The 23,794-nt window shown below is 35.6% G+C and carries 20 protein-coding genes and 1 pseudogene; 15 read left to right on the top strand and 6 right to left on the bottom strand.

Features of this window, described 5'->3' with window-relative positions; translation table 11 throughout:
- The first annotated feature begins 63 nt into the window (after positions 1 to 63).
- The 4 genes from CLO1100_RS09560 (at position 64) to CLO1100_RS09545 (ending at position 3,203) form a co-directional block, all read left to right on the top strand.
- On the top strand, positions 64 to 1,527 hold the full coding sequence (locus CLO1100_RS09560) for an Msr family ABC-F type ribosomal protection protein (protein ID WP_014313551.1): 1,464 nt from the start codon (positions 64 to 66) through the stop codon (positions 1,525 to 1,527).
- Between the two features lie 105 nt (positions 1,528 to 1,632).
- Complete coding sequence (locus CLO1100_RS09555) at positions 1,633 to 2,148, top strand: AAA family ATPase (RefSeq protein WP_014313550.1); 516 nt, start codon at positions 1,633 to 1,635, stop codon at positions 2,146 to 2,148.
- 86 nt (positions 2,149 to 2,234) lie between these two features.
- A complete protein-coding gene (locus tag CLO1100_RS09550) occupies positions 2,235 to 2,576 on the top strand; it encodes a GIY-YIG nuclease family protein (protein WP_014313549.1) in 342 nt (113 codons plus the stop codon).
- 39 nt (positions 2,577 to 2,615) lie between these two features.
- Positions 2,616 to 3,203, top strand: coding sequence for a helix-turn-helix domain-containing protein (locus CLO1100_RS09545; protein ID WP_014313548.1), 588 nt, complete (start codon positions 2,616 to 2,618; stop codon positions 3,201 to 3,203).
- A gap of 93 nt (positions 3,204 to 3,296) precedes the next feature.
- Here the strand turns inward: CLO1100_RS09545 and CLO1100_RS09540 are convergent, their stop codons facing one another.
- Together CLO1100_RS09540 and CLO1100_RS09535 are read right to left on the bottom strand one after the other, a co-directional pair.
- Positions 3,297 to 4,595 carry an MFS transporter gene (locus CLO1100_RS09540; protein ID WP_014313547.1) on the bottom strand — a complete coding sequence of 433 codons (1,299 nt, stop codon included), beginning with the start codon at positions 4,593 to 4,595 and terminating at the stop codon, positions 3,297 to 3,299.
- 262 nt (positions 4,596 to 4,857) lie between these two features.
- Entirely contained in the window at positions 4,858 to 5,316 is a 459-nt protein-coding gene (locus CLO1100_RS09535) for a GyrI-like domain-containing protein (RefSeq protein WP_014313546.1), read from the bottom strand.
- 193 nt (positions 5,317 to 5,509) lie between these two features.
- Between CLO1100_RS09535 and CLO1100_RS09530 the strand changes: the two genes are divergently transcribed.
- From CLO1100_RS09530 to CLO1100_RS09510, 5 genes are all read left to right on the top strand, one after another.
- Positions 5,510 to 6,436: a DUF2935 domain-containing protein gene (locus tag CLO1100_RS09530; protein WP_014313545.1), complete on the top strand. Its 927-nt coding sequence runs from the start codon at positions 5,510 to 5,512 to the stop codon at positions 6,434 to 6,436.
- A gap of 992 nt (positions 6,437 to 7,428) precedes the next feature.
- A complete protein-coding gene (locus CLO1100_RS09525) occupies positions 7,429 to 7,950 on the top strand; it encodes a sigma-70 family RNA polymerase sigma factor (protein ID WP_202946038.1) in 522 nt (173 codons plus the stop codon).
- Entirely contained in the window at positions 7,940 to 8,935 is a 996-nt protein-coding gene (locus tag CLO1100_RS09520) for a hypothetical protein (protein ID WP_014313543.1), read from the top strand. Before CLO1100_RS09525 ends, CLO1100_RS09520 begins: the two co-directional genes overlap by 11 nt.
- Positions 8,936 to 9,306: 371 nt before the next feature.
- Positions 9,307 to 10,830: a nitrogenase component 1 gene (locus CLO1100_RS09515; protein ID WP_014313542.1), complete on the top strand. Its 1,524-nt coding sequence runs from the start codon at positions 9,307 to 9,309 to the stop codon at positions 10,828 to 10,830.
- A 15-nt stretch (positions 10,831 to 10,845) separates the two neighbouring features.
- Positions 10,846 to 12,201 carry a nitrogenase component 1 gene (locus CLO1100_RS09510; RefSeq protein ID WP_014313541.1) on the top strand — a complete coding sequence of 452 codons (1,356 nt, stop codon included), beginning with the start codon at positions 10,846 to 10,848 and terminating at the stop codon, positions 12,199 to 12,201.
- 911 nt (positions 12,202 to 13,112) lie between these two features.
- On the opposite strand, the gene CLO1100_RS09500 is transcribed toward CLO1100_RS09510, so the two are convergent.
- On the bottom strand, positions 13,113 to 13,610 hold the full coding sequence (locus CLO1100_RS09500) for a hypothetical protein (protein WP_014313539.1): 498 nt from the start codon (positions 13,608 to 13,610) through the stop codon (positions 13,113 to 13,115).
- An 874-nt stretch (positions 13,611 to 14,484) separates the two neighbouring features.
- On the opposite strand from CLO1100_RS09500, the gene CLO1100_RS09495 reads away from it, so the two are divergent.
- From CLO1100_RS09495 to CLO1100_RS09470, 6 genes are all read left to right on the top strand, one after another.
- On the top strand, positions 14,485 to 15,204 hold the full coding sequence (locus CLO1100_RS09495; RefSeq protein ID WP_014313538.1) for a LytTR family DNA-binding domain-containing protein: 720 nt from the start codon (positions 14,485 to 14,487) through the stop codon (positions 15,202 to 15,204).
- The gene (locus CLO1100_RS09490; RefSeq protein ID WP_014313537.1) at positions 15,201 to 16,514 is read left to right on the top strand and encodes a GHKL domain-containing protein; all 1,314 of its coding nucleotides are present in this window, start codon (positions 15,201 to 15,203) and stop codon (positions 16,512 to 16,514) included. Before CLO1100_RS09495 ends, CLO1100_RS09490 begins: the two co-directional genes overlap by 4 nt.
- A gap of 457 nt (positions 16,515 to 16,971) precedes the next feature.
- Entirely contained in the window at positions 16,972 to 17,988 is a 1,017-nt protein-coding gene (locus CLO1100_RS09485) for an Ig-like domain-containing protein (RefSeq protein ID WP_014313536.1), read from the top strand.
- Positions 17,989 to 18,136: 148 nt separating this feature from the next.
- Positions 18,137 to 18,469 carry an SH3 domain-containing protein gene (locus tag CLO1100_RS09480; RefSeq protein WP_014313535.1) on the top strand — a complete coding sequence of 111 codons (333 nt, stop codon included), beginning with the start codon at positions 18,137 to 18,139 and terminating at the stop codon, positions 18,467 to 18,469.
- A gap of 232 nt (positions 18,470 to 18,701) precedes the next feature.
- The gene (locus CLO1100_RS09475; protein ID WP_014313534.1) at positions 18,702 to 19,853 is read left to right on the top strand and encodes a hypothetical protein; all 1,152 of its coding nucleotides are present in this window, start codon (positions 18,702 to 18,704) and stop codon (positions 19,851 to 19,853) included.
- A gap of 45 nt (positions 19,854 to 19,898) precedes the next feature.
- Positions 19,899 to 20,909 (top strand): phosphodiester glycosidase family protein, encoded by a 1,011-nt coding sequence (locus tag CLO1100_RS09470; RefSeq protein WP_014313533.1) that lies wholly within the window; start codon positions 19,899 to 19,901, stop codon positions 20,907 to 20,909.
- Positions 20,910 to 21,101: 192 nt separating this feature from the next.
- Here the strand turns inward: CLO1100_RS09470 and CLO1100_RS20260 are convergent.
- The 3 genes and pseudogenes from CLO1100_RS20260 to CLO1100_RS09455 form a co-directional block, all read right to left on the bottom strand.
- Positions 21,102 to 21,544 (bottom strand): annotated as a pseudogene (locus CLO1100_RS20260) (IS481 family transposase); the annotation flags it as partial.
- Positions 21,545 to 21,610: 66 nt separating this feature from the next.
- Complete coding sequence (locus tag CLO1100_RS09460) at positions 21,611 to 22,591, bottom strand: tyrosine recombinase XerC (protein WP_014313532.1); 981 nt, start codon at positions 22,589 to 22,591, stop codon at positions 21,611 to 21,613.
- A gap of 81 nt (positions 22,592 to 22,672) precedes the next feature.
- On the bottom strand, positions 22,673 to 23,626 hold the full coding sequence (locus CLO1100_RS09455) for a serine/threonine protein phosphatase (RefSeq protein ID WP_014313531.1): 954 nt from the start codon (positions 23,624 to 23,626) through the stop codon (positions 22,673 to 22,675).
- Positions 23,627 to 23,794 lie beyond the last annotated feature (168 nt).

Below are 23,794 nucleotides of genomic sequence, written 5' to 3'. Positions count from 1 at the left end.
ATCGCAGGATTTTCCCTGCGAACAGGTAAATGAGAACATGCGATTTTGACGGGAGGGAAAAATATGGAATTGATAATAAAAGCTAAGGACATTCGTTTGGAATATACAGGACGTGATGTTCTGGACATTGATGAATTAGAATTATATGATTATGACCGCATTGGTTTGGTGGGAGCAAATGGTGCAGGAAAAAGCACCTTACTCAAGGTGCTCTTGGGAGAATTAACTCCGCTAGGATGCAAAATCAGTCGCCGTGGAGGATTTGCATATATCCCTCAGTTGGATGAAGTAACTTTACAGGAGGAAAAAGATTTTACCCTTATAGGTAAACTTAGTGTTGGGCAATTAGAGGTAAAGACCATGAGTGGAGGTGAAGAAACAAGACTTAAAATAGCACAGGCTCTTTCAGCGCAGGTACATTGTCTTTTGGCAGATGAACCTACCAGTCATTTAGACCGTGAAGGAACCGATTTTTTAATTGGACAGTTAAAATATTTTTCAGGTGCATTGCTGGTTATCAGCCATGACCGCTATTTTCTTGACGAGGTTGCGGATAAAATATGGGAACTCGAAGATGGCAAAATCACTGAGTATTGGGGTAACTATTCTTATTATCTTTGTCAGAAAGAGAATGAACGTAAAAATCAGGTCGCAAAATATGATCAATTTATTGCAGAACGGGATCGATTGGAACAAGCTGCCAAGGATAAGCGTAAACAAGCACGTAAAATAGAACAAAAAGCAAAAGATGTTGCTAAGAAAAAAACTTCTGAAAGAGGCGGACGTTTGGCCCATCAGAAAACAATGGGAAGTAAGCAAAAAACATTATATAAAGCTGCCAAGTCTTTGGAACATAGGAAGGCAGCATTGGGTGACATCAAAGCTCCGGAAAGCATACGCACCATTCGTTTTCGGCAGGGTAAAGTACTTGAACTTCATAATCCGTATCCCATTATCGGCACTGAAATCAATAAAAGGTTTGGAGATAAGGGATTATTTGAAAATGCATCTTTCAGCATTCCGCTTGGAGCGAAAGTAGCTCTGACAGGTGGTAATGGTACAGGAAAAACAACTTTAATTGAAATGATCTTAAACCATGAAAAGGGTATTTCTATTTCATCCAAGGCTGAAATAGGTTACTTTGCTCAGAATGGCTACAAGTACAACCCTAATCAGTTTGTCATGGAATTTATGCAGGAGGATTGTGATTACAATGTGTCAGAAATTCGTTCAGTTTTAGCCTCCATGAGCTTTGTACAAAATGATATCGGCAAGAGGTTATCTGTTTTAAGCGGCGGCGAAATTAGTAAATTGCTGCTGGCTAAAATGCTAATGGGAAGGTATAATATTTTGTTAATGGACGAACCGAGCAATTTCCTTGACCTTCCAAGTTTAGAAGCTTTGGAGGTGCTGATGAAAGGGTATGCTGGAACTATTGTGTTTATCACCCATGATAAAAGGCTGCTTGATAATGTGGCTGATATTATTTATGAAATCAAAGATAAGAAATTAAACTTAATACGTTAAAATAATTTATCTCAGTCTATAAAATTTCGAAATATGTGGGTTAATCCAGCGTTCTAATGGAAAGCGGACTTAACTTGAAATTTTATCAATTAGAGGAGTTGTTCTATGGAAAAAGCAATATATTTAATCACTGGAGTTATGGCGTCCGGAAAATCAACAGTTTCGGAACTGCTCGCTTCGAAAATGAGAAATGGTGTGCATTTGCGGGGCGATGTGTTTCGTCGAATGATTGTATCCGGACGTGCGGAGATGTCCGCACAGCCTTCTGATGAGGCTATACGGCAATTACAGCTGCGTTATCGCTTGGCAGCAGATGCGGCAAAAACCTATTATGACAACGGATTTTCCGTTATTTTGCAGGATAATTACTACGGAGAACAATTATTCCACATATTAGATATGTTAAAGGGTTATCCTGTTCAAATAATTGTTCTTTGTCCCAATGTGAAAACTGTAAAAAATCGTGAAAAGCAACGGGGAAAGGTGGGTTATATTGGTTTTACGGTGGAGACTTTGTATGAGAATTTCATGAGGGAGACTCCCAGAATTGGCTTTTGGCTGGATACCTCGGAACAGTCCCCCGAACAATCGGTAGAGGACATTATGTTACACTTTGAGTAAATTTTCCAACGTCTTATTGAATAGTCTACGGAACGTGGATTGTCTATCCGGGACAATTGGAATATGATAATTGAGAGGTGGCAAAAATGGATCGAAGAAAACAGCTCTTAATGGAATATAAGCATAGAAAAACTGAAATGGGAATTATCTCATTTCTTTGTGTGCCTACAAAGGAATGCTTTATAGGATATTCTCAGGATACAAAAGCATATATCAATAGTAATCGTTTTAAGCTTGATTCAAATATGCATCGCAACTCAGAATTGCAAAAATTATGGAATATACATGGAAATTCTGCATTTGAAATTGGAGTTTTGGAAGTTTTATCTTATGATGAAAAGGATAATGAAAAAGAAGATTACACCAATGAGTTGGAAGAGATGTGTAATCGCTACATTAGGAATATTGAAGGGGCAAGGAGGATTTAATAATGTAGTTGATGTTCAGTTGATGGGAGGGAGTGAAGGATGGACTCTTCAAAAGTAGGAAAGTTGATATTACAGCTGCGAAAAGAGCAAGGACTGACACAAAAAAAAGTTTCTGATGCGTTAAACATAAGCAATAAAACCGTTTCAAAATGGGAACGTGGATTTGGATGTCCGGATGTTTCCCTTTTGGCAGATCTATCCGGAGTTTTAGGGGCGGATATTCAAAAGATGCTGGAGGGTGAACTTGATCCCAACAAACCGGATAGCGGAAATATCAAAAAGATACGCTTCTATGTCTGTCCGACTTGCGGAAATGTTCTCACCAGTTCAAATAAAGCTTCGATTTCCTGCTGCGGCAGAAAAGTGGTACCGCTGACGCCCATGGAAAATTTGGAGCAACATCAGATGACCTTTGAGGAAATAGATATTTACAATTATATATCCATAGACCATGAAATGAACAAATCACATTTTATTAGATTTATCGCTTATGTGGGAACCGATATTGTTTTATTAAAACGACTTTATCCGGAGCAAAGTGCCGATATCCATATTCCTGCTGGGCAACGAAACGGAAAAATTTATGGTTATTGTAGTCAGCATGGACTCTGGGTACAATCTATATAATTGACTAGAGAAATTTACGATGAAATAGGAAAAACCCATCAACCATTCAGGTAACTGAATGGTTGATGGGTTTTATTTGTAGTTTTTAGCTCACTATTCTTCTAATTTCCAAATATTTCTGTCCGCCCGAAATGGCAGACAAGATAATGCGCCAAAAATTCCGATTACAAAAAATAGCAGAGCTGCTCCGGAGCCTTTTCCTGACCCGAACAATGTAACCCACAGGCTACCCATCGACTGTTCTGCCATAAATGGTTCAAACACTCTGTCAACAAAAAAACCGCCGCACAGATAACCTAAAGGAATGGTGAAAAACTGTAGCGTATTCCTAACCGAATAGACACGTCCCTGCATCTCAATAGGTATTTTTGACCGAAAAAGCACATCCATATTGGTCCCCATTACAGGAATAAAAATCCAGCCTAAGATTGCACCCAAACACCACACCCACGTACACCTGCCGAAAGCAAGAATAAAATTTTCGGTACTCATTGCAAAAAGTAAGGAATTACAAATAACTCGTACTCGGCTTTTTGGCGGAGGCAGGATAGAAACCAAAATGCTTCCAAACATTGTTGCTATTCCTGTTACGGTATTGACCATGCCAAGGGCCACCTCTCCGCCGCCAATACGTGAGAGCATCATTGCAGGCAGTGCGGCATTGAAGATTGAGGCGGTAAAATTGATTACGGCCAAAAATAGGATCAAATCCAGAATTCCCCGATTATCCTTAAGATACCGAAAGCCACTTTTTGCAGACTGCAATACAGTTTCGCTGGCAGTAATTCTCTGTTCTGTAACTTGAGGTATTTTTATAAAGCATAGTAGTGACACAAACGCTGTGACATATGTAATCAAATCAAATAGGATGACGAACTTAATGCTTGTAAAAGAAAGCATTGCCGTGGCAAGTACAGGCGTCAGTATTGTAACCAGCGAATTAGAGAAGGATCGCATCCCACTTACCTTCTGATAATGCTTTTTCGGAGTCAACAGGCTGATGGTCACCTCTGATGCCGGTTGCTGTACCGTATTCATCAATCCATTCAAGGTGTTGATCAAGTACAGATGCCAAGTCTGGAGTTTACCGGTTGTCAGCAGAACTAGTACCGATATGGTACAAAGTGCTGCAAAGCTGTCACTAATCAGCATTGTTATCTTCTTGTTCCATCGGTCGCTAAGTGCACCTGCGAAGATACTCAGTAAGACATATGGTGCATAAGAACAGATGGCCAATAGCGAGGTGGTAAGAGCAGACCCTTGTTGCTGATAAGACCAAATCACCAGTGCAAAGTTGGTCATCGCACTACCAAGTGCCGAAAACGACTGTGTAATCCATAACAATAGAAAAGTATGAAGTTCTCTGATGTTCATTTTTAAATTTTTAATCATGACTTTGCTCCTCTTTCAAATAGAATCTTACAATTTAATGAAAGTGCAAAGCCGAACGGACGAACTCAATCCGCTCCGTGCAGTTACGTCCGGTTCAGTCCTTGCACGGAGCAGTGACAATACAGAGTTGCATTTTTTATTCTCCTTTTAATTTTGATATTGGTTTAACGTTAAATTCTGCTAAGAGTTATTTTCTATTTTCATATTTTAACATAAAAGAATAATAAAAAGGTTACTTTTTTACAACAAAATTCTCTCAAGTTTAATCAAAAATCGGAACACATATTTCGCAAAGATGCTGCTCAACCTTTTCAGCCGCATAGCGCTCCAATATCGGTCGTGTAGCGTCATAAAGAAAGCCATTTTCAAACAGCGAAGGGAATATATCTCCCCAAGCCTGCTCTACAGCTTTAGCTGTGTGCTTTACTATAAAAACTGCATACTTTCCTCCGCTAAGTTCACCATGCTTAAGATTGCCCTCTGCCGGAAAGTGTTTATCAGCAAGGAGAATACAAGCATCATAGCGGCAATTTTCAGGCGGTGTTATTTGCGGATTATCATGTGCAATACCAAATATAACAGTTTTATTATTCATAAGGTTGTTAGCCACTGCCCACTGCTTTAATTGCTCCATAGTTCGGATATTTTCCGCACCATAAGCTCCTATTTGCCGTATATAAGCAATAGAGCATAGTGGGATAGTTTCAATATTCATATTCATTTTATTTTAGCCCTCTTTCATTACTTTGTGACCGGTCCTTTTTCACAATACATTGCTTTAAAATGAAATGCAATCTAATTTTTAAAAGTTGTACTGCACCCCCTAATAAAATAAAGTTGTGATATCCTGTAACATTTTTATGCAAGTTGACATAAAATATTAATATAAAATAACCTTTACACGAGGTGTTACCATGTTGTCAACCATTGAATTTATAAAACAGTCACTGGGTTTACATTTGTTTTTTGCAAGGATTATGAAAGAACACTCATTTTTCCTTGAAGCAGCGTTTACACCAAAGGACGCTAGTTTTACCCAACAGGCTGATAATTTTCGCAAAGAATTTGATAGAATTCTAGGAGATGTTATTTCACTTTCCAACGGTGTTGTTAATCCAGGCGTTTTACAATCCGGTGAAGTAATAACACCCTTTACTATTAAAGCAGAACAGGCGACCACATTTTTTACAGGAGTACGGATACCAACTCAACTGACACAGGCAGAGGCAAGATTAATGGGCGGTGGAATTATAACGGCTAGCCCTATGCTTGAGCGACGTGTATTTGCCCTTAACCAACGGGCAATAAAAGCAACTGCTGCGTTAATAAAGTTTAAAACAAATATTATATCTAATGTTTTAAGCTGTAAAATGTTCACATTTAATTACCCTTTGTTGATAATACACATAACTCGTGAGGCAGAATTATACCTTCTACAACTTAGAAGACTTCAAAACAGGGAAGAGATAAATCTCGAAAGAGAAGCTTACCAACAGGAATTTTTCTGGAATAGGCAAATGGCAGAACATGCTAAGTTTATAAGGGGACTTCTTGACCCGACAGAAAATAATTTGATCAATCAAGCTAATAATTTTGGTAATGAGTTTGATCAATTGACAGCAGAAGCTAAAGCAGCAATGGATGCTACTGCTCCATTGACTAACGTTACTGACGAAAGCTTGAAGGCGACTGAGGATTTAAGGAATTTCAAGGCACAAGGTACACAGGGAATTCTCTCATGTAAAATAAGATCAATCATAATTCCGCTGCTTGGTGACCACGTACTACGTGAAGCAAATCATTATCTGCGGCTACTTAAAATGTTTGAAGGAAGCAGATAAAATATTTAATACAGCACCGTTCAGGTTAACACATGAATAGTGGTTTGATAATAATAAGTAAAAAACTTACGACTTTATATATGAGGATGTTATAATGCAGATAGATAAAGGATTATTTACATTTTGTCGGCATTAGTTTTTAACGACACAAACCGAGGAATCTCATTATCTAATTTTTTAACTGGTTACATGTAAATAAATATCCGCAACCATCTAAAACGACAGAATTACTAATCAAATAATACGAGTGTAAAGCGACAAAATAAACACTAATTTTTTTGTCGCTTTTTATAATTTTCAGGGAAATGAATCACATCTATTAACACAAAAAATATTATAAATAGTTTAATGTAACTATTTTGAAATTTCTATTTCTAAGCTTACGAAACGGCTCGGGTTTCCCTGTTCGGAATATTTACCAGACGATAGATTTATAAAGACTTCACCGAGGGCTATAAATTTAAGAGTGGCTATTGATAAGGAAGTATATATTGCATATTGGTCAGATAATTACAGTGAAACTGATAAAGAGCTACCGTTTTAAAATTGGGGGAACAAGAGGCTAAGTTTTGGTCAACCAAAGGCCTGTAAACCTAGCTTCTAATTTTTATCTAAAAAAAGAAAAAGAGGTCAAAAGACAATGTAAAAATACTTTATGTACGGGAGAGAGCTTCAGTATCTGGAACAGATGTTGATGAAAATACTCTAAGCCGTTTACGTGGCAAGTGCGTGGCAAATGTTAAGAAATCCATCGGTACTGTCACTAATGATGATACAATCGTATTAAAGAAGGTCAAGCTCTTAAAGAGCCTAATGAACTTGGTTCTTCTATAAAATCGAGTCAATATCTATACGGTGAAAAAGTAAGATTCAGTTTTACAATGAGCGAGTCCATTGGGAGTTGTGATAAGCATTTGTATTATTGTTGAGAATTTTGTAGAAATAAAATTTATGTATATTAAGATATTTATAAGATTTCAATCGTGTTATATATGGGAGGTGAGGAAATGGGAGTAAGTTCGTGTGGATATACAGAGGAAGAATTTATACAGGTATATAAACGATATGCGGATACGATTTTTAGACTTTGCTACATTTATTTAAAAAATCAAGCAGATGCAGAAGATGCAGTGCAATCTGCATTTATTAAATTGATGCAGTCAAAAAAATATTTTGAGAATGAGGCACATGAAAAAGCCTGGCTTATAGTGACAGCACGTAATTATTGCAAGGATGTTTTAAAATGTTTTTGGAAAGTAAGGCGCATAGATTTTGAAAAGCTACCTGAAGTTAGCTATATGAATGAGAATGAAGGTAGTGAGGTGTTAGAAAAAATCCTTGCATTACCAGAGAAGTATAAAACGGTTTTATATCTTTATTATTATGAGGAGTATGCTGTAAAAGAAATAGCAAAACTGTTAAAAAGAAATGAAAGTACGGTCCAGACACAACTGGTTACAGCACGTAAAAAGTTAAAAATGGATTTGGAGGAGGGAAGAAGAAATGAAGGATAAAGATATGAAAAGAATTTTTGAAGCCTGCTCTCCAAATGAAGAGCAAAAGGAAAAGATGCTAAAGGGTATATTAAGAGAAGGAAGACTTGTACATAAGCAAGAAAAAGGAAAGTGGCGTTATATGACTGTAGCAGCATTGTTTTGTATTGTTTTTTCTTTTTCTGTTGCTACAGTGGCAGCAAATATTATTAAAAAAAATACAGAAGAGCTATACATGCGTTTTTTGTCGGCGGAAGACATGTGTTTAACTACTCATGGAGATGAAAGTGAACAAGCACAAAAATATTTTAATGCGCTAAATTCAGACAATACATATGAACAGTATATTGCTATTAATAAGCTTGTAGAATATTTTAATAATCATAAAATTAGAGAGAAGGCTATAACAGCTATAACGCCTTTTTCAAAAAGTAAAGAAAAAAAGCTTGCTCAAGCAGCACAGTTTGCGATAGCTATACTGACAGGAAAGTATGATAGTGAAAAGGTTTATAAAATGTATGATGGCAGTATATTTTTTACACTATTTAATAATTATTCAGATTACGGAAGTGATAACAGATTATGGCGTATAAAGGATGGAGTACTAGAATGCTACGATGAATATTCGAAGCCCTCTATGTATATTACTGATATGTTTGTTTCACCAGATGGCAAAAAGCTAGCTGTAGCAACATGCTCTAATAAAAGCTCCTATTTGACTATATATGATATGGCAGAAGGAACGGTAAGTCCAGCGCTAGTAGATACTGCAAGGTTTAGATTAGCCTGTAAAAAAGGCTATGAAATTTATGTGCGTGCAGATAGAGAGAACTACAGCGGTATATATAATATAAAATGGGAGAATGAAAATGTACTGAGCTTTGGTGCAAGTTTATCTTATTATGATCCAGATATTGTAGAGGAAGTAGTGGTTCAATATAACATAAAGAAAAAAGATTTAATTATTCGAGAGGTGGAACGACCGCAACCGTCTGAACTCAATTAATGCAAATGATGAATGGTTCTGGTAAAAAATAAATTCCGTGATAGTACATTGTCAGCAATTACGTAATCATAGTATTCCTATTGACATGGAAGGAAATAACAATTATAATAAATAAAACTAAACTTGGTTTACTAAACGAATTAGAGACTGTTTCTACCTTTGCTGAATTTCAGTGAAAAGGAAATAGTCTTTTTTATTAAGGAAGAAGCTTTTACGTCGTTGAAATAAAAATAAAATAAGAAAAGGTTGACTAAATAAATTAGAGACTAACTTTAATTCTGCTTATGCAGATATTGAAAATAGTCTTTTTTTATTTTTAAAGTACTGCTTTAGATGTAATTAGTATAAAACGCATTAATGGAGGAGATAGGATGGGTAAAATTAATTTAGCAGCCACTACTGTTGTAAGCCGTGAACAGCGTCTTGGCACGATCATAGGCTGGGACGGTGAAGCTTCAAAATTGGTAGAGGAATCAGGATATTCTATTCTTGGTTGCAGCGGTAAAAAAGGCAATGGTTGTAAGCTTTGCGAAATGAAAGGACCTTTTACACAAGGCTCTGTTTGCAGTGAACAAATGGTGGAATGTCAGGCTGGAAATGTGAGAGGTGCCGTTTTGATTCAGCATTCCCCTATTGGCTGTGCGGTAAGCCAAACAATTTATAATTCAATATATCGTAATGGTCTTGCTATGAGAGGCCTTCCTGTAGAAAATCTTAAAATCGTTTCTACAAATTTGATAGAAGGTGATATGGTTTTCGGGGGAATTGGAAAGCTTGAACAGACTACGCGCGATGTATGGGAGAGATATAAGCCCAATGCAATTTTTATTGGAACAGCATGTGCTACCGGCATTATCGGTGATGATGTTGACAGCGTTGCATCGGAGTATTCGGAGAAGTTTGGAATTCCTATTATTCCGCTTCATTGTGAAGGCTTCCGCTCAAAACATTGGAGCACAGGATTTGATGCCACTCAACACGGTATTTTAAGAGATATAGTAAGGAAAAACCCAAAAAAGCAGGAAGATTTGGTAAATGTAATCAATCTTTGGGGTTCTGATGTATTTAAACCAATGCTTAAGGAACTTAATTTACGTGTAAATTATGTTGTTGATCTGGCGACTGTTGAAGATTTGGCACAGATGTCAGAGGCTGCTATTACAGTTGGCTTTTGTAATACGCTTTCCTCGTATTTGGCTCAGGGACTGGAACAAAATTTTGGTGTTCCGGAATTGAAAGCTCCTCAACCTTACGGCTTTGCCGGAACCGATGCATGGCTTAGGGGGATAGCAAAAATCACACATCGTGAGGAGCTTTGTGAAGCTTACATAAAAAAAGAGCGTGAGCGTGTAACGCCTAAAATTGAAGAGTTAAAGAAAAAACTGAAGGGTGTAAAAGGATATGTTGCAACAGGTTCTGCCTATTCTCATGGACTGATTTCAGTATTAAGAGAGCTTGGTGTTGAAGTGAACGGCTCATTGGTATTCCACCACGATCCTATCTATGACAGTGAAGATCCTATACAAGACTCTTTAGCCTTTCTTGTTAATAACTATGGAAATGTGGAAAATTTCAGTGTCAGCAATAGACAGCAACATCAGCTCTATGCATTACTGATAAAAGCCCAGCCCGACTTTTTATTAATAAGACATAACGGGCTTGCACCTCTAGCATCACGTCTTGGTATTCCGGCTGCTCCTCTTGGAGACGAACATATTGCAGTAGGTTATGAGGGCATTGTAAACTTGGGCGAAGCAATATTAGCTATTTTAAAAAGAAAGAAATTTCACGAAGATTTGGCACAGCATATTAAGCTACCTTATACAAAGTGGTGGCTAAGTCAGGACGATCCATATATCCTTGCTAAAAACCCCGATATTATATATCAAGATTAATTTGGGAGGTAAAAAATGTCACAGATTGGAAATTCATATGAAAATCAGAAAACAAATTCCATAAGCCGACCACGTTATGGCTGTGCTATTGGCGCTATGTACACTGCAAGTGCAATTCCGAGAGTAGTTCCTATTACTCATTGCGGACCGGGTTGTGCAGATAAGCAATATGTTAGTCTTGCTTTTTACAACGGGTTTCAGGGAGGAGGCTATGGCGGTGGAGCTGTTCCCCCCAGTCTTAATGCCTCAGAAAATGAAGTGGTATTTGGAGGAAATGAGAGGCTTAAAGAACTGATACAAGCTTCAACAAAGGTAATTGATGCAGATTTGTTTGTGGTACTCACAGGTTGTATACCTGACCTTGTTGGTGATGATGTACCGTCAGTGGTATCAAAATTTCAAGAAAAAGGTGTTCCCATTGTTTACGCTGAGACAGGTGGATTTAAGGGGAATAACTATACAGGTCATGAATTGGTTACAAAAGCAATTATTGACCAATATGTCGGTGACTACAAAGGGCAAAAGAAAAAGAATGTAGTTAATGTTTGGACAGAAATTCCATATCAAAACCCATTTTGGAGGGGGGATCTCTCTGAGATCAAACGTAGTCTTGAAGGGATAGGCCTTAAAGTTAATATTTTATTTGGACACAGTTCAAAAGGTGTTGAGGAGTGGAAAGAAATTCCTAAGGCACAGTTTAATCTTGTTATATCAACCTGGCTTGGAATTAGTACAGCAAAGTATCTTGAGGGAAAATATGGTCAACCTTTTTTACATATACCTGTAATCCCTATTGGGGCGAAAGCTACATCTGAGTTCTTACGCAAAGTATCGGATTTTGCAGGATTAAATCTGGAAAAGACAGAACAGTTCATACAACAGGAAGAGAAACTATATTATAAATATTTGGAGGATTTTTCAGATTTCTATGCAGAATATTGGTGGGGTGTCCCATCTAAATTTGCTGTTGTGGGCGAAAGCAGCTATAATCTGGCCATTACTAAATTTCTTGTAAATCAGCTTGGATTGATTCCGGTTAAACAAATTGTAACGGAAAATCCTCCTGAAGAATATAGGGACAATATTATAAAAGAATTTGTAAACATTGCAGATGATGTTAGCGTAACACCTCTTTTTTTAGAAGATGGTTATTTGGTTGAGCAAGCCCTTATCAATTCTGAAGAAAAACCTTCAATTATATTAGGAACAACGTGGGACAGAGATGCTGCAAAGGAGCTTGGCGGAAACATTGTTGAAATTGGCTTCCCGGCATCCTATGAAGTGGTTTTATCAAGGGCAAATGTCGGATATAGAGGAGCATTGTCCTTGATTGAAAAAATATTTACTGTTGCCATCAGTGCAAGTACTTAAGGTTTTTCCATAAGGATTCAAATAATTTTAACATAGTTATGAGCTCACCTAGAAACTGGCGAAATTATTCACAAGCCACAGGTATTTATACAGTTGAAAAATAAGATTAAAGGTTTTTTAGAAAAATTCAATGCAGGATGGCATCATTTGGGGGAGTTATCGATAATGAGAGGTAAAGTAATTATGTAACCTTTGTTACTTTAAATGCATACTATAAACTGAAAGGAGCGTGCAATCAATGCAGGATTATTATGATAAGCAACAGCCCCAGCGTTACACCGGGACATCAGATAGTATGCAAAGCGAAATGTCCGACGAATTCAGAGGAGCGATGACGGAAGAGATGTCACTCGACATGATGCCTGACGGAATGCCTGACAGATTCTTATGGGAGAGCTATGAAACTCAACGGGATCCTCCTTTCGGTCCTCCACCTGGAATGCCACCTTTTGGAGGCGCTGCTCAGGGAAGCGGACCACCGCCCGGTCCTCCACCGGCTTTTGTTCCATCTAACGCCGTACAGCAACAGTCAGCCGGAGTCCTTTCGATAAATCCGGGGGCCATTAGGCCTTGTAGGTTCAGATTTGTGTATTTGTGGCTGAATAACGGCCAGCGCTTCTGGGCCTGGTTGGTTTTCGTCGGGCCAAGGTCTGTGGCGGGATGGAGATGGACGGGATTCCGTTGGGTTTACTTCGGGATAGACACCAGGAGGATAGCGTCATTTGTATGCTATTAGTTTTTTCTTCCTGTACTTAAGCGGGTGCTGATACATTTCAGCACCTCCGTTTTTTCAGCAGTTGCCTTAAGTATTGCCTTTGTCTCAAAAAAAACTCAAACTGGAGCTTGAATTAATTTAACAAATAGAAAAACAAACCAATTATGGTATTTATTAAAGTCGAAGTCATCTTACTCTACATAAGTGTGCATAAAACAATAATTTTATAGGGTACAGTTTGGAAAGGGATACCCATTTTGGCTGTTCCATAAACAACCACCAAATTCTTGTTTGCCGGGTTTCCGGTAAAAGCCTGCCCATTTTCTTGAATAATTTCAGTAAGGGGACTGATATTAAGTTTTAATGTACCATCACTACTGACCAACTGACTGTTAAAAAAATCAACCTTAACATTTTGATTTCCCGACGCCTTTGCCATTACTAAAGCTCGATATTGCGGAAGGTAGATCAGTGGAGCAGGAGCATTTGCATCGTAAAATCCGGTTATGGGATCTCCTATATTCACCATTACATGATCTACAAAGTAGGTAGTCGGCATTATTACAAAGTTTACCATGTTTCCATCCATATTTTGTACAGACATTAGTTTATAACACTCGGAAGGCGCTTCTGCCCCTGCCCAGAAATTACTTATTGCTGTAACAACACCTGAAAAAAATCCAAAGGTAGCCATATTCAATACCCCAATAACATTTGTTTTATATTATATAACATATGCAGTTTTAGAGAATTATGTTATCCTTGCTCATAGGTAGTTAGATGCATAAAAATATGTACCGTAAATAGTTGAAATGTTATTTGCCATATTGTTTAAAGTTATACTTATGTTTTCTTTTGACTTAAGGCTTGTTGAAGAAAGGGAAAGTTCAAATCAAAGTGTCTCCAACTTTTAATATTTTTGCTATTCTTGAGAATGTAGAAGGTAAATTTAATGTAAAATTTGAATTTCCTTCAAAAGTTTAAATTTTAAGGCTAAAGATTTTTATTGCCGTTAAAATTCAGAATAAAATATGAATATAATCAATTTACTAGGATTTATAACCCATTTTGTAGTCTAAAAAAGAAATCCTCTTAAAAACTTTTCCGGGTGCTAGTTATTAGCACCTTTTTTGGCACTATATTTACCGTTACGTATAGGGGCATAATAAGCTATTGACTTTTGTTATCAGTTTTTTTGCTAATTGTTAATATATATGCAGTTATTGCCTCATTAAAAGTAAAATAATATTTAAAAAATTCTGCATTTCAATAACAAGATAAGACACAAAATGCTTTTTTAGTTCATTATAATATACATATGGGCGATGGGAACATCTTCGTTACCAGCGGAAATAAAGGATAATTGTATTTAGCCATTTTTATTCAATAAAAACATTTTCAACTCTTTAGATATTTCTGCCTTGGGTCTGCCAAGATGTTTACCAAAAATTTACTGATTAAATTTCTTCACGTTTGCATTTCAATGTATTGACATATTAAGGTTCAGCCAATACGCAAAATAATGCTAGAATAATTAAAATAATCTACTGTGGAGGGCGATGAAGCAAATGTTGAATATTGTAGTATTAGAGGATAATTCTGAATACCTAGAGGTTATTTCTGCATATATCCAAGATTGCTTATGGATGAACAATCTTGAAGGGCAAATCATATTAAGAACTCGATTTCCAAGCGAGGTTGAAAAGTATATTAAGAAGGACAAGCCCAATATTTTCTTTATTGATATAGACCTAAATTCGAAAATAAACGGGATAGAACTTGCTCATGAAATAAAGCAAAGGCTGAAAAAACCTTATATTGTTTTTGTCACTCAACACACAAAATATGTATTACTCGCATTTAAATCTCATGCATATGATTTTCTCCCAAAGCCTGTAACGAAAGAACAGGTTAACAGATGCTTATTAGATATATTCAATGATTTGAGGGATGAATTAATTAATAGTAAGACAGAGGATAGCAGTTTATTAACTATCAAATCCGGGTATAAAGAACTGTTTATAAAAAAGTATGAAATCCTACTAATTGAAAAACAGGGGAATAAGGCTTTAATATATACTTTCAACGGACAATATTGTTGTTATCTGGCGCTTGAATACTTTGAAGAGATATTTGCAAATGACAAAAATTTTTTAAGGTGTCATAAAAGCTTTATAGTAAATACTGCATATATCAGAGAAATAAGATTTAATAAACTTGAAATAGAACTTGTAACTGGTAAGGTGTGTTACATGAGTAGAAAATACAGAAAAGGGCTTTGCTTATGAACCCCATTGTAAGAATTGTAATTAATTTAATAGATGCATTCATCTTAATTATGTATGCTGTTGTATTTGCTAAAATAAAAATTGACTATAGAAGAATAATATTAGGTACGATTACTATAGGATTAAGTTTCGTATTAACATTTTATGCGTTTATGGAAAATTATTATAATAACATTTTACTACAGTATAGCATTAGTTTAGCTCAAGTAGTAACATGTACATTTTTCGTTTGGCTACTGTTTCATGCTTCATTTCTCCAGACATTAATAGGGATGATCGTGTATTTTGCCGCAACATACAGTGGTGAAATGATTGTAATGACTATACTTACCTATATTAAGGGTGATTTTATAACAGCTTTCAAAAACAGTATACTGGCACAAATTTTGATCTCATTAGGCGTATATCCTATTATGCTACTTGTTCTGATAATATCAAAAAAGCTACTTTCAGTTAAACTCATTGGTACAATAAAGAATAAAAAGCATGAATTGCTTATTACAGTATATGGAATTAGTACTATTAGTATAACGACAGTTAACACCATGATTGCTCAGGCAAATAGACTAAATGTTGGTGAAATGGTTGTAAGCATTGGAACTTCAATATTCTTTTTATTAATGAATATAGTCTTTCTATATTTCATAACAAAATTCACTAAAAGAGAACAGGAATTAGAATATCAAAAACACTATAACAAATCATTAGGAGACATAGTCAACCAATTATCTGCGTTTAAACACAATTTTGATAATATGCTGGCGACAATGTCTGGTTATATTGAATTCGGTAAATGGGAGGGACTGACCGACTTTGTGAATGAGATAAGAAAGAAACAGACAACCATTGGACTTCACAATATATCCATGTTAAAGAAAATCAATGAGCCTGGGATTATAGGCCTATTTTTAAGCAAGCTTGATGCGATGCGCGAAAATGGAGTGTATTGTAATATTATCGTTGATAATGAGATTTGTGTCAGCGGGATGAAAATCGGGGATCTATGCGACTGCCTTGGTGTTCTGGTTGACAATGCCTTGGAGTCTGCATCCGAGATAGAAAACGGATTTGTAAAAATAAAAGTTGAAACAATTGAAAATACCCTGATATTTTTAATCCAAAACTCTACAGGCCTGATTGAAGTTGATAGAATATTTGAGCAGGGGTGGTCTACGAAAGGCGAGGGCAGAGGGTTTGGCCTTTGGCATGTTATGAATATTATTAGAACATATCCTAATGTTCTATTTAATACTACATTGAAGAATGATGTTATAAGCCAGGAACTAATAATAAGCAAATCAATATTATAAAGCCTATATATTTTTACATTTCACAATGAAAATCTAACATTTTGTAACAACATTTCCAAATAACCTTTTTAATTTATTAGAATAAGATTGTCTTCAACAGGGCGAATCTTAGTAAAATTCAATCATTAAAAGGCCAAAAAGTTAATAAAAGAGGTGATGATTTAATGATAGTATGTATAAGATCTCCAGACTGAGATATCGCTAGCAAAACGCGAGTATCACATTTAGCTAAGAAACACAATTGCCACATTTTAAGACATGGATTTGTTTATATAAGAATCAATAATTACAAGTTCGACCTACATATATAATTATGCTAGTCGAAGGTTACCCAATATAATCCAATATTATACTAATGTTCAATATTTGTCCAAACTAAGCTTTCGGATTGATATGAAATTCTAAGATTAAGTACGAAAATACAAGTAAATGAAAGTTATTATAAGGAGGGTAAAATATGACAATTAGTAAAAAGAAGCAAATTAGTTTATTCATGGGTATTATCTTAACGTGTACTTTTTTATTTTCAAACGCTTTTGCCAAAGAGAACTACTCTGATAAACAAAGCAATATGGTTAATTTTAATCTTGATAAATATTTTGTTCAAATCCAAAACAAGGGTTTTTCTGAATATGTGAATGCCATAGCAACATTTCCAAATGGGTCTTCAGTAAATATAAATGAGGATGCGATATGGAAAAGTGATAATACCGACATTGTTTATGCCGAAAACGGTAGGCTGCTTGCAATGGGAAAGGGAACTGTAAAAGTTAGCGTTTCTTATGAAGGGTTTAAACAAACAATTGATGTAAAAGTGCTAAATGATATAAATTACGAAAAATTAAATCATTCGATAAAAAAATCATCTAATGAATCAGTAATGGCAGCAAGTACTTGGAGAGATGATATTACAGGTAAAGCTAGCCGTATGCTAAACTATGCATGGACTCCAACACGCAACTTACCTAAATATAATTCAAGTGTAAATGGATACTTTACAGCAGGGACAATGTATTATGGTGTACCTTATACTACGACGGACAGAAATATGCAAGTTGATGAAACTGGTTTTTACTATGCAATGTCATATAGTGACTTTTACACACCGTGGAGCAATGGTACTAAAACAATGCCTAGGTACGGCAATGACTGTTCCGGTTTTTCAAGCTTTGCATGGGGAATATACCCTCAAACAACTTATGATTTTATAAATGGTGTAGCAAATAATACATATAGAAAGGTTGGAAGTTATAATGTTAACAGCCCAAGTACAAGCGATCTTATTAGTTCGTATGCATCATTACAAGAAGGTGATGTTGTTGTAACAGGAGAGCATATGTTTGTAATAGATACAAATAATTCTAGTGGCTCATATGTTTGGGCTTTTGAACAGACACCAACGCTACCTGTTTACTCATATCATACATATAGTCAGATGGCGAGTGGTCTATATAGACCAATTTCGAAATATTAGTAGAAAACTGGTAATTTGTAAAACATGTATAGATGACTCAGCATTGAATTTGTTAGTTAATAAAACTGAAAGAGCACTCAATTCTTTATTTTACGGATACAAATAAAATTTAATTCGTTGGAATTTTTAATAGGAAGGAGGAGTCTCTATGTTATCAAAAAAAATAAAGATAGGATTATCTGTATTTACCTTGATTGCAGTTTTGGGTGCAATGAACCCTGCATTTGCAGCAAATACAAAAGAGATGTCTGGTTTACCAAGTAAAGTAATGGAATACACTAATCGCACTGGAGTGGTAAATACACCTTTAGGATTAAATGTCAGAAAGGAACCGAGTTTGAATTCAAGTATAATATATGCAATTAGCTATGGTACCGAGGTATATGTAGAAGGTTTAATTGGAGGATGGGTTCTCGTAAGATTAAAGGATTCTGGTATTGTTGGATATGTTTATGGAGAGTATTTAACAATTAACTATTAGTAAATCACAAGATGACAGGGTTAATCCACGGCAGTACCAAATAAACTTAATATTTCCCAGAGGAGTGTCCACCAAAGTACCATTCGGGATAAGTTTTTAACATCATACAATAATTCACAATTTTATATGCATGATACGATGGATCAATGTGATTTTCTGGGAAATTTAATTTTTTAATTCCGTATACGAATTTTAGGCATAAAGTTAGTTGATTTGAAAGGAGAAATACCGTATGTTAAAAGGTAATAAAAAGCTTTTTATTTTAGCAATAATGTATATCGTAATTTTCTCTTTATACAGTACAAGTTATGCAACAGTGGGTACAGCAAGTAATATCAGCTATAGTACATCACAACCAGGGACTTTTCTTTATTGTAATAACCCAGAATGGGTTGAAGATAGTGATTTAGCCGATGCTAATCTAGGGAATCATATTGTTTTTCAGGAGAATATTGCTTCAGGTACCGCTCAGTTCTATGCTGAACATGCAAATCATTGTGATACAAGTGGAGGAAGCTTCGTTGCTTGTCTAAGAGCAAAAAATACTGGTAGCTCACCAATAACTTTAACTATAATTAAAAGGGCAAGTCAAGCTAATACCGAATCACATGGAATTCAGGCATTTAAGGACTTTTATTCAAATAGTACACTAAATTATAGCTACACAATACCAGCAGGAGGCACTCAGGATATTATGTATTCGGTAACTGTTCCTTATCATACTGTTCTTAATGCACTTGCCAAGTTTACAGTAAGTGGTCCTGTTCAAGTGTCCGAATATTTGTATAGGAATTCTATTAGTTCAACATCAATATATGAAGGACATAAGTCTGAGCAAGGAGGATACTTTACATATAAGGGAATAGGTGTTAATCAATCAAGTGGAACAGCGGTTTTTCCCAGTGTAAGTAACACGTATTCATGGGAGATTAATAACTCCACTACAGGTTATTTGCCAGTAACTTATCGGAATCAAACAAGTAATACTTGGTTCACAAACGCAGGGTATGCGGGTGATTCGGTATCAGAAAGAAATGTTTGGAATGATATGTTAAATATAAAGGAAAAACAGAGTGATGGCTCATACAGAACATATGATATTAATTATAATATCGCTAATTGGGCTGTCGAATATAATGACACTTATGTAATTAAGAATTCTGGAAGTTCATCAAGAACAATTACAATAAACTTTGACGATCGATACCTTGTATATGATAACTCCACACCATCACTTTTAAGTCTTCTACGCACACCTTCTTACAATGGAATAGCAACCCTGACATATACAGTTGGTGCAAATAGTACAAAAACAGTAAACTTAAAAAAGATACTGATCGGTGATTCTGGTGGCCATATAAAAAATTATGTGAACGTTAATTAGAAAATATTAGTCAGTGAACAAAGTAAAAAGGAGGGGAATCAAATTATGAAAAAAATTATTTTCAAAAAAGCAATAGCTTTATTAACTAGTTTTGTTTTAGTAATATCTCTTTGTTTAACACAGGCGTATGCGGCGGTAACTACAGATGGAAATCCTTCTAATGTTGGAACATTATCAGATAATACTATTTATAACTATTTGAATATTAGAACTTATACTCTTACTTTGAACGGAGTAACAAATAGCTATCCTGTTGAAATATTCAAGTCAAATCCTTCCACTCAGAGCGGTTCACCATTTTTTGTTTCACCTGCAGCAACATTAGTTACTCTGAATATTCCAAATAAAACTGTAATTGCAAAAGTTAATGGAAATGTTCAAAATGGCTATGGAACAGTAGCACAAGTTTTAGGTTTAGGATATTTTAATGGGGTATTCTACCAAAATGGTATATGGGGTCAAACAGCTCAAAAAATTACATCTAATATTTCAGATTTACTAGAAATGGACTTTCAATTTTTCCCTTGTTTTGTTATTAAAAAGCCTGTCCAAGGTTCAACTATAAAAACTGCAACTATAAGATGGTTCACAAAAAAGACTTTGGCTGATGCTTTACCATCTATTGATACAATAATGCCATCAACCAACTGTTTGGTATATAATGGAAAATCTGTATTCGACCAAGCAGTTTATGATACTTCGGATGGAGGTTTACGAATTGCAGATGGATCTGACTTAACATTGAAAAATAGTACGTTACACAATAATCCTGGTACAACAGTAGACTCTGGTAAAAGCGGAAATAATAGAACATTCTTAGGTCATAAGCAGGATGGTTCATTTGTTATGGTGGTTGCTGGTAATATGGATTTTGTAAGCGGTGCAAAGTTAATGGTGAAATTAGGTTGTGACTATGCAGTAAACCTTGATGGCGATGGTGCTTCTCAGATGAGAGTTGCTTCTGGATACACAAATAATGCACCTGCAGGCAGGATAGGATCTTTTGGAAATGATAGTTACACTTACCAATCTTGCTTCTGTATTTATAATAATTAAGCACTTAGAGTCACAAAACGCTGATATTTGGGTGTTTGTGGTGTATGTCGATAGAAGAATTAAATGATACTTAATAACTTTTTCTTAATATAATTGTTTGGTTTTAATTTATTGTATAATAAAGGGGCTGTTGCATAGTAAATTGATATGCACAGTCCCATTTTTATTATTTTATACCCCAGAAGGGTGCGGTTTATAAAATTCATTCAGAATCGTTTGGTTAAAACGCTCGCAGATACCGTTTGTTTGAGGGCTTTTAGCCTTTGTCATTGTATACTCAATGTCGTTCATCTGTAGAAATAACTCATACAGGTGTTTCTCGGATGCTCCGCAGTATTCCGTCCCTCTATCTATGAGGACTCTCATTACTGGTATCATGTGGTTCTCAAAGAATGGTAATACTCTGTCATTTAATATGTCTGCTGCTGTCACTGGTACCTTAGCTGTATATAATTTTGTAAACCCACTGCCGAGTAAGTATCTATGGCAGTTTCCTTATACATACGCCCAACACCTTTGATATAGCCGACATAGAAAGTGTCCTGTGCCAACAAATATCCAGGGTACTGGGTACATATCTCGTAAATGGATATATTCTTTTCCGGATTTTCTTTCTCAAGAGCAGCAAGCCGATCGTTCAACATTTAAAATAAATAAAGTATAAAAAACTAAGATTTTTCTTTAAAAATTTTTTCTACATACTATTTCACACTAAAATCCGAAAGGGGATGCTTATTTACAGCTTCTTTTAGCTGCTGTTGATCCAAATGAGTATATATTTCGGTAGTAGAAATACTTTCGTGGCCAAGTATCTCCTGTAAAGCCCTGATATCAACGTTCCCGTATTTGTACATCAGGGTTGCCGCAGTATGTCTCAGCTTATGAGTAGAGTAACGCTGAGGGTCAAGGCCAGCTTCTTTTATGTATCTTTTAACTATTTTCTGTACGGATTCCTTGCTGATTCGCTGGTTTCTTCTGCTTATAAACAAGGCACTTTTGTCTTTAAGACCGTTTACGGGACGGACCTTCATATAGTCTTCAATAGCCTGAAGACATGCTTTATTCAAAGGTATACTGCGTTCTTTACCGCCTTTTCCGAATACTGTCAGAGTATTATCCTTAATATTGTGAAGATTTATTCCAACCAGTTCTGAAAGACGAATTCCACAATTTAGGAAAATCGTAATTATTGCGTAGTCTCTCACTGAATATTCATGATCCGCTTCGTTAACAGAGGTTAAGAGCTTTTTACTCTCATCAAAATTAAGATATCTGGGGAGTCTCTTTAAAATCTTTGGAGATTCCAATTCTATAGTAGGGTTTATATCCAGCCGCTTTGCCTTTGTCGAGAGATAGTTAAAAAAGGATTTTAGACTTGCAACTTTTCGTGCACGCGCATGGGAGGTATTATCTCTTTTGTTGCTGACAAAGGACATATATGTATATAAATCACTGAGTGTAACCGTCTTTAAAAGAGCTATATCAATATCTGTGATTTCAATGCTATCAAATTCAATGTTTTTATCAACTATATTTCTATGTATCTTTAAAAAACGGAAGAATATTCGAAGATCATAAAAATACACCTGTATGGTGTTTATAGATTTACCCTTTATAGTTTGCATATAGTTCAAAAAATCTCTTAAAACCACAGGCATTTCAAAATCATAAATATTTTTCATATGTAAGACCCCTATGTAATATTAATAGATACAGATACCAAATTATTCATATATCTAGTATATCACATAAGAAATGGCTTTTCAGCAATCATCCTCGTCGTATTTGAGGTCTTTATTCATACAATCTTCATAGTCATGATTGCTGTTCATATCAAATTCTTCAATAGGCACAGGGCCTCTCATAACATATCTTTCAACTTGCAGTACACCGTTTTCGTCCGCACGGACTCTCCAATCAACCATCAATATTTTGCCTTCTAAAATTTCTATACCTGTTATACCTTTTGAATGTATGCAACAGCCTGTATTAAAGTAAGGCAGCTCTTTGCTCTTTGGAAATTTCTGTCTGTGAGTGTGGCCGCAAATAAGCATGATTTTATGTTTTTGAATCCACTTTTTATAATTTCTCTCAATCTTATGTCTTTTAAAATGGTTTCTGGCAGGACTGGACGGGCTGTGGAAGCCGATTACATGAATATACCGCCAAAAGTAACGTAAAAGGAACATGGAAACAAACCAGAGCTGATCGTTCATTAAATCACCTTGATGCCCGTGAACAACAAGTATTTCCTGACCGGTGGCTTTGTTTTTTAAAACCAGAGATTCCATTGGTGTCATTCCCTTGAGTAAATCATGAATATCCTGACTGTAATCATCGTAATAGCTGTAAAAATTCCTACTTACGAAGTCCTTGTTTTTAAGATAAATATTATGGTTACCATAAAGCATAATAAATCTATTGTCTTCAAAGAATTTTTTAAGAACTATAAAAACATCGCTGTGGGCTAATCTGATATGTCTGAACTTTGTATATTCCCATAACTCATCGCCGTCACCTGCCTCAACATATACATATCCGTTATCAAAGTAATAATTAAGTGCATGGCGGAAAATATTCTGATTTCTGGCAAACTCGTCGGAAATGCTGTCGTCTCCTCTATGGGAATCACTGAAAAATATATATTTGGAATTATTGTCAAACAGTTGAAGCTTTGCATTTCTATAAGCTTTTAGCAATCTTTTATCTGTAAACATTCCATCATTCCTTATATTTTGTGTTATTCATTAATATGTGCAGTTACATTAGAAGGTTATCCATGAAAAGTATTCCAGAAATGTTTTGAATAATTTTTGCTAAAACTCCATAAATTCTTCGTGTTGGAATTACCAAGGTATATTTATAAAAAATGTGATTTAGTAAAG

Origin of the sequence: Clostridium sp. BNL1100, assembly GCF_000244875.1 — a bacterium.
Lineage (GTDB): Bacteria > Bacillota > Clostridia > Acetivibrionales > DSM-1351 > Ruminiclostridium.
The sequence above is the reverse complement of the archived record's forward strand: the minus strand, read 5'-3'. Positions and strand labels throughout refer to the sequence as shown.

Bases quoted from the DNA above. Each gene is read 5' to 3' on its own strand.
- CLO1100_RS09515 (WP_014313542.1), top strand. From the start codon at position 9,307: ATGGGTAAAATTAATTTAGCAGCCACTACTGTTGTAAGCCGTGAACAG.
- CLO1100_RS09455 (WP_014313531.1), bottom strand. From the start codon at position 23,626: ATGTTTACAGATAAAAGATTGCTAAAAGCTTATAGAAATGCAAAGCTT.
- CLO1100_RS09525 (WP_202946038.1), top strand. From the start codon at position 7,429: ATGGGAGGTGAGGAAATGGGAGTAAGTTCGTGTGGATATACAGAGGAA.
- CLO1100_RS09480 (WP_014313535.1), top strand. From the start codon at position 18,137: ATGTTATCAAAAAAAATAAAGATAGGATTATCTGTATTTACCTTGATT.
- CLO1100_RS09530 (WP_014313545.1), top strand. From the start codon at position 5,510: ATGTTGTCAACCATTGAATTTATAAAACAGTCACTGGGTTTACATTTG.
- CLO1100_RS09500 (WP_014313539.1), bottom strand. From the start codon at position 13,610: ATGGCTACCTTTGGATTTTTTTCAGGTGTTGTTACAGCAATAAGTAAT.
- CLO1100_RS09535 (WP_014313546.1), bottom strand. From the start codon at position 5,316: ATGAATATGAATATTGAAACTATCCCACTATGCTCTATTGCTTATATA.
- CLO1100_RS09560 (WP_014313551.1), top strand. From the start codon at position 64: ATGGAATTGATAATAAAAGCTAAGGACATTCGTTTGGAATATACAGGA.
- CLO1100_RS09520 (WP_014313543.1), top strand. From the start codon at position 7,940: ATGAAGGATAAAGATATGAAAAGAATTTTTGAAGCCTGCTCTCCAAAT.
- CLO1100_RS09460 (WP_014313532.1), bottom strand. From the start codon at position 22,591: ATGAAAAATATTTATGATTTTGAAATGCCTGTGGTTTTAAGAGATTTT.
- CLO1100_RS09540 (WP_014313547.1), bottom strand. From the start codon at position 4,595: ATGATTAAAAATTTAAAAATGAACATCAGAGAACTTCATACTTTTCTA.
- CLO1100_RS09495 (WP_014313538.1), top strand. From the start codon at position 14,485: ATGTTGAATATTGTAGTATTAGAGGATAATTCTGAATACCTAGAGGTT.
- CLO1100_RS09555 (WP_014313550.1), top strand. From the start codon at position 1,633: ATGGAAAAAGCAATATATTTAATCACTGGAGTTATGGCGTCCGGAAAA.
- CLO1100_RS09510 (WP_014313541.1), top strand. From the start codon at position 10,846: ATGTCACAGATTGGAAATTCATATGAAAATCAGAAAACAAATTCCATA.
- CLO1100_RS09470 (WP_014313533.1), top strand. From the start codon at position 19,899: ATGAAAAAAATTATTTTCAAAAAAGCAATAGCTTTATTAACTAGTTTT.
- CLO1100_RS09475 (WP_014313534.1), top strand. From the start codon at position 18,702: ATGTTAAAAGGTAATAAAAAGCTTTTTATTTTAGCAATAATGTATATC.
- CLO1100_RS09485 (WP_014313536.1), top strand. From the start codon at position 16,972: ATGACAATTAGTAAAAAGAAGCAAATTAGTTTATTCATGGGTATTATC.
- CLO1100_RS09490 (WP_014313537.1), top strand. From the start codon at position 15,201: ATGAACCCCATTGTAAGAATTGTAATTAATTTAATAGATGCATTCATC.
- CLO1100_RS09550 (WP_014313549.1), top strand. From the start codon at position 2,235: ATGGATCGAAGAAAACAGCTCTTAATGGAATATAAGCATAGAAAAACT.
- CLO1100_RS09545 (WP_014313548.1), top strand. From the start codon at position 2,616: ATGGACTCTTCAAAAGTAGGAAAGTTGATATTACAGCTGCGAAAAGAG.